The following is a 5,692-nucleotide window of genomic DNA, read 5'->3' on the forward strand; positions in this document are numbered from 1 at the left end:
CCGTCTGCTGAGGGTGAGGCAATGGCGGTCATGCCAACTGAATCAGTGATATGTAAATGAGCATAGACCTTCTTGATGTACTGTTGTGTATCAGGAGCGCCGGTGCTCTTTTTTTGTGTTCTCTTAATAGTAGTATCAGCTTGGCCAGCTGTTAAAACGAGCTGTGAAGCATCAGTTATCTGCTTAGGATGAGCAATGCGGTAGAGTTGACCACTGCTGAACCCGGCGAGTAGTCCGGCCACCCAGAGTATGGTTAGTAATAAGCGTGCTTTGCGACTCATGAGGTACCTCCAATACTGTTAGCATATAGTCGAAATTTGAATAATATGTGGCGACCGTGTAAAAGTGGTGACTTGACTTGAACCATGGTTTAAGGTGTATAGTATACTCTTGCAATATTGGTTGAGCTACCGAATAACGGAGGTATGTTAAGATGGAAGATTTTCGCTTTGTAAATAAGACGGATATTCGCTTTGGAAAGAACCACATTGACGAGGAATTGCACGACGCTGTTGCGCAATATGGTCAAAATGTTTTGTTGGCTTACGGTGGTGGGTCAATTAAGCGTTCAGGTTTGTATGAGCGTGTGATGAAGGCTTTGGAAGGGTTGAACGTTGTCGAATTGACAGGTATCGCTCCAAACCCAAAGATCGATTCAGTTCGCGAAGGACAACGTTTGGCTAAGGAACACGATATCGATGTTATCTTGGCTGTTGGTGGTGGATCAGTTATTGACGCATCTAAGGTCATTGCATCAGCTAAGTTCTATGATGGTGACGCTTGGGATTTGGTGGCCGACCGCGGTGCCAAGTCACGTCAAAACATTGATCAATTGCCAGTTGTCGACATTTTGACATTGGCTGCAACGGGAACTGAGATGAACCCTGGTTCTGTTATCTCAAACCCAGAGCTAAAGGTCAAGGTTGGTACGTACGGACCAAACACACCCGCTGTGTCATTCTTGGATCCACAATTGACGTACTCAGTTTCTAAGTGGCAAACAGCCGCTGGCTCATTCGACATTTTCTCACACTTGACTGAGCAATATTTCGATCGTGCAAACGATACGGATATTTCAGACGGTATGATTGAAGGCATGATGCGTGCAGTTATCAAGTGGGCGCCAGTTGCTTTGGCAACGCCTGACCACTATGAAGCACGTGCTAACTTGATGTGGGCGTCAACGATGGCCTTGAACGGCTTGGTTCGTTCAGGTAACGTAAACGGCTGGACAGTGCACCCTATCGAGCACGAATTGTCAGCTTACTACGACATCACTCACGGTGTTGGTTTGGGAATTTTGACGCCACGTTGGATGAAGCGTGCTTTGTCAGCTGAAACGGTTGCTAAGTTCGCCCGTTTCGGTCGCAACGTTTGGTCAATTCAAGGCGATGACGATCAAGTGGTTGCTGAAAAGGCAATCCAAGCAACGTATGACTGGATTAAGTCTTTGGACATTCCAATGACGTTGCAAGGTGTCGAAATCACTGATGACACGAACTTCCGTGCAATGGCTGAATCAGCTGTTAAGATTGGTCGTTTGGACCAAGAAGGTGGTTACGTGAACTTGACGGTCGATGATGTTGTGGCTTTGTACCAAGCATCAATGACGACAGATGGTTTCGAAGATTAATTGTTATTAAAAATGCTACATGGCAGTCGAGATGACTGGCCGTGTAGCATTTTTATTTTGCACTTATCATATCTTTGGAATTGGTGTAATATATATGATTGATTTTAATTGATGTTAGATTGTATTGTTATTGGAATAAGGAGTTAGTCAGTTAATGGATGAACATGACGATTTATTGAAACGCGGAAAGAAAGAATCCCTGGATCGACTAAGGGGTGATGAACTAAATGACACGGCGATTAAGAAATTTGTACATGATCATCACGATTTAATGCAATTATTAGCTGATCACGATAAGAAGTAGACTTAAAAATATGAACAGATTAGTGGTCTGGACTTCTATAATTGGGAGATAAGGTTCGTTATGTGGGACATAATTAAAAAGATATTGCTACTGCCATGGGCATTGTTACTGTTTATAGTAACAGCTTGGTTTTACTTGGGGCTATTTCTGTTAGGAATTGGGGTACTAATTGTCCTTTGGGTGCTGATTTCCACGGCGTTTAGCATGTAAAAAACCACCAGGCAAGGAGTACCTGGTGGTGAAAGAAGGCGCGGTGATGGGATTCACCGCGAATCATTATTATGACTGATGTTATTATGCGCGTTAGTTGTGACGAAACTGTTGGGAATTATGGGATTAATCCGGCGTATAATGGTACTACTCGACGGAAGTGAGGACTACCAATGGCAACAATAACTTACCGACAGGCGACCATGGCTGACGCCGATGCCATCTGGCAAATTATTGCAGATGCAAAGGCCGTGATGTCGATTGACCAGAATCCACAGTGGGATAATGGTTACCCATCCCCAGAAATTATCAAAGCAGATATCGCAAAAGGTTATGCGTATGTGTTATTACTTGGCGATGAAGTTGTCGCAACCGCAACCTTATGGCAAGAAAAGGATGTGAACTACCAACGCCTTCAGGGCGGTCGGTGGTTATATCCCACGAAAAGACGTCCATATGCCATTATTCATCGAATGGCGGTATCTTTCCAACATCAAGGCTACCATCTGTCTACAGCGCTATTTACGCACTTATTTGAAACAGCCCGGACGAAAGGACTAACGTATCTGCGCATTGATACCCATTCCAAGAATAAAAAGATGCAGGCAATCATCGCGCGACGTGGCTTTACCTATCGTGGCCAATTAGCTGGTGATCGGGTCGCGTATGATCTTGATTTGGATGCACCTGAGTAAATTAAAGAGAGTGAGACGAGAGGCGTTATATTAAGGGTTCAGCCTTTCGGAACACGTTTAAAAGCCGCCAGTCCTCCGATTTTAAATCGGGAGATTGGCGGCTTTTGAGTCTGAGACAGAGAATTGTGTCCCAGACTTTTTTAGCGTTCGTAGGCAGCCTTGTAAATTGGCATGAAATCAGCCAATTTGAACGCGCCAAATTCAGGTAGGTGGGTTAACAAATCAGTGTACGCCGTTTCAGAACGTTGTGATGCGCCCAACTTAACAAATTCAGTCGCAACAGCTTCAGGCATCCCCGCAGCTGTCATGTTGGCCAAAGCTTGTTCGTCAGAAATTTCAACCCATTTCAACTCAGGCAGGCCCAAGGTCTCACGCAAAGCGGCCACGAGTTCGTCGCCAGTAAACATATCTGAAACGACATAACGAACCGTTTTACCAGCAACTGGGTGCAAAATGGCGTCAACAACGGTCGCTGCGATATCTGCTGGCCAGACGTAGGCATTGCGGTGACTAGCAGGAAAATTATTGATAATGGCTTGTTGATTTTTGATTGTTTGAATGGTGCTCATTAAGTTACCGTAAAACGCTACTGGACGAATGAACGTGATGTCGATTGGTAAACTTGCAAGCATCTTCTCGATGATATTGTAAACGTACAAAGCGCCGATTTCAGGACCCTGGTCAGCACCGACACTACTCAAATTAACGACACGGGTCACACCAGTCTTTAGCAAAGCGCTTTTAAACAACTGGCCAACTTTTTCTCCGTGAGCAACTAAGCTACCGTTGGCGCGACCAGTCAACATGAGATAAGCAACGTCAGCACCAGTTAAAGTTGCTACAAGGCTGTCCAAATCAGTGATATCACCAACAACTGCGTGGGCACCCAATTCTGCAATACCCGCAACTCGTTCCGCTGATGAGGTCATTACAGTAACCTCGTGCCCAGCGGCAATTAATTCGGGAATCACAACCCGGTTAATGTTTCCGAGGGATCCAAGCATCGCGATTTTCATAATAATTCTCCTTCACTCTCTTTAAGAGATAGACTTATCTTTAATGTGTAATCAGTATAAGAGATAGACTTATCTTTTGTCAACATTGCCGTTTCAACGTAAAGCGTTTATATTAATAGCATGAAGAAAAAAGACGAGACAAAATATGAGACGATTATTCAGGCTGCCATTAAGATTATTGTGACGGAAGGTGCGGCCAGTCTATCAACGACTAAAGTTGCCAAAGCCGTTGGCATTTCGCAGTCAAATATCTACATTTATTTTAAAAATAAATCAGACATGTTGTTGCAGGTGTTTGAACATGAACAGGCGATTATGCGGCAATCAATCACAACGATGATTACCGCTGAGCCAACGACTGCTGGTCAAGTGCGTGCGTGGTTACGAATGTTGTATCATATCGCGGTAACTAAACCAGACACGTTAACAACTGTGTCACAAATTAAGCAATTACCAGATAGCCCAGTCTTTAACACAACACCTGCCGATCCGGCAGATGCCCAGCAAAATATTGTCGCAGACATGTTGCAAGCAGGTGTTGCAAAGGGCGACTTGCGCAACATGCCAGTCCAGGTATTTATGACGATGGCTTTTAGCACGATTGTGACTTATGTCCGACAACGGGCTTTAACGACGGAAAATGAAGCAGACTTTGACCAAGTATATGCCATGCTTTGGTTAGCGATGAAAGAGGAACGACATGAAGAAAATTGAAAAAGGGACACACTTCGTGACGGAACATCTCGACATGTTCCGTTGTACCGTTGACGGTGAACCCTATGATCACGTAGAAGGCAACAGCTTGGTTTGTGCGCATAACCACCGGCTTGATATCAATAAGAAGGGCACACTCTACTTTTTGAACCACGCGGTGAACACGGAATACGATGATGCTATGTTGGCAGCGCGTCGTCGGGTGCTAACGGCTGGACTATTTGATGGCATTGTCGATGCTGTCAATGAAGCATTGCCAACGACTGCCCAACGCATTATGGATGTCGGTACGGGTGAGGGAACGCCGTTTGCCCGGTTACTTGCGAAGCGTGGCAACATCGACACTGGGATTGGGTTTGATATTTCAAAGGCAGGGGTTAACCTAGCGACGCAGCTTGAGACGGACGCGTTCTTTGCGGTTGCAGATTTGGCGAACTTGCCATTTAATGACGATAGTTTTGATAGTATCGTTGAATTCTTTTCACCAAGTGCGTACGAAGAATTCAAGCGTGTCCTGGCGCCTGAGGGAACGTTGGTCAAAGTCGTACCAGCGTCAGGTTACTTGCATGAATTACGTGAAATGCTTTATCCAGTTGATTCACCAAATCATACTTACAGTAACCAAAAAGTGGTTGATCGCTTTATGGAGAACTATCCTACGGCTACACAAAAAGAAATTTCTTATCAATGGCCAATTCCAGCGGACCTGTATGTTGACCTGTTACACATGACGCCACTTCACTGGGGAGCTCGGCCAGAAGCCCAAGCCGCAGCGGAAGCAACCCCCTTGCCAGCTGTGACAGTTAACGTGGTTGTCTTGACAGTGAAACAGTAATTCACAGCGTGTGGATAAAATAAGCCTTTATCCACAATTTGGGTGTGGAAAAATAGTTGAATGTTCGTTAAAATAGAGAAGTAAACGGCGTTTAACGCGGCTTACGATTATTTTAGTGAGAACGGAGTACAACGCACATGTTTCCAGATCGTCTGCGTGAGTTGCGTAAAGGACGCAATATCACATTGGAAACCTTGGCAGAAGAGATGAATAAGCATCTCGAGCCGGGGCAAAAACCAAATACAGCCGCGCAAATCGGAAACTGGGAGCGTGGTGATCGATCAC

At 45.0% G+C, this 5,692-nt stretch carries 8 protein-coding genes; 6 read left to right on the top strand and 2 right to left on the bottom strand.

All coding sequences use genetic code 11. The features are described from left to right. On the bottom strand, positions 1-281 hold a 281-nt coding region (locus WEIDD23_RS13420), incomplete at its 3' end, for a hypothetical protein (RefSeq protein WP_197458779.1). A 152-nt stretch (positions 282-433) separates the two neighbouring features. Between WEIDD23_RS13420 and WEIDD23_RS02765 the strand changes: the two genes are divergently transcribed. The 3 genes from WEIDD23_RS02765 (at position 434) to WEIDD23_RS02770 (ending at position 2,842) form a co-directional block, all read left to right on the top strand. Continuing rightward, a complete protein-coding gene (locus WEIDD23_RS02765) occupies positions 434-1,633 on the top strand; it encodes an iron-containing alcohol dehydrogenase (RefSeq protein WP_010369504.1) in 1,200 nt (399 codons plus the stop codon). Between the two features lie 154 nt (positions 1,634-1,787). Then, on the top strand, positions 1,788-1,937 hold the full coding sequence (locus tag WEIDD23_RS13000; protein WP_010369502.1) for a hypothetical protein: 150 nt from the start codon (positions 1,788-1,790) through the stop codon (positions 1,935-1,937). A gap of 383 nt (positions 1,938-2,320) precedes the next feature. Further along, a complete protein-coding gene (locus tag WEIDD23_RS02770; RefSeq protein WP_062358740.1) occupies positions 2,321-2,842 on the top strand; it encodes a GNAT family N-acetyltransferase in 522 nt (173 codons plus the stop codon). A 140-nt stretch (positions 2,843-2,982) separates the two neighbouring features. On the opposite strand, the gene WEIDD23_RS02775 is transcribed toward WEIDD23_RS02770, so the two are convergent. Beyond that, entirely contained in the window at positions 2,983-3,858 is an 876-nt protein-coding gene (locus WEIDD23_RS02775; protein WP_062358741.1) for an NmrA family NAD(P)-binding protein, read from the bottom strand. A gap of 120 nt (positions 3,859-3,978) precedes the next feature. Between WEIDD23_RS02775 and WEIDD23_RS02780 the strand changes: the two genes are divergently transcribed. From WEIDD23_RS02780 to WEIDD23_RS14395, 3 genes are all read left to right on the top strand, one after another. After that, positions 3,979-4,572: a TetR/AcrR family transcriptional regulator gene (locus tag WEIDD23_RS02780; protein ID WP_010369492.1), complete on the top strand. Its 594-nt coding sequence runs from the start codon at positions 3,979-3,981 to the stop codon at positions 4,570-4,572. Next, entirely contained in the window at positions 4,559-5,407 is an 849-nt protein-coding gene (locus WEIDD23_RS02785; protein WP_010369490.1) for a methyltransferase domain-containing protein, read from the top strand. Before WEIDD23_RS02780 ends, WEIDD23_RS02785 begins: the two co-directional genes overlap by 14 nt. A 137-nt stretch (positions 5,408-5,544) precedes the next feature. Then, positions 5,545-5,692 (top strand): helix-turn-helix domain-containing protein (locus WEIDD23_RS14395; protein ID WP_197458780.1); only part of this gene is annotated, 148 nt, incomplete at its 3' end.

It is taken from the genome of Weissella sp. DD23 (genome assembly GCF_001579105.1).
GTDB lineage: Bacteria > Bacillota > Bacilli > Lactobacillales > Lactobacillaceae > Weissella > Weissella cibaria.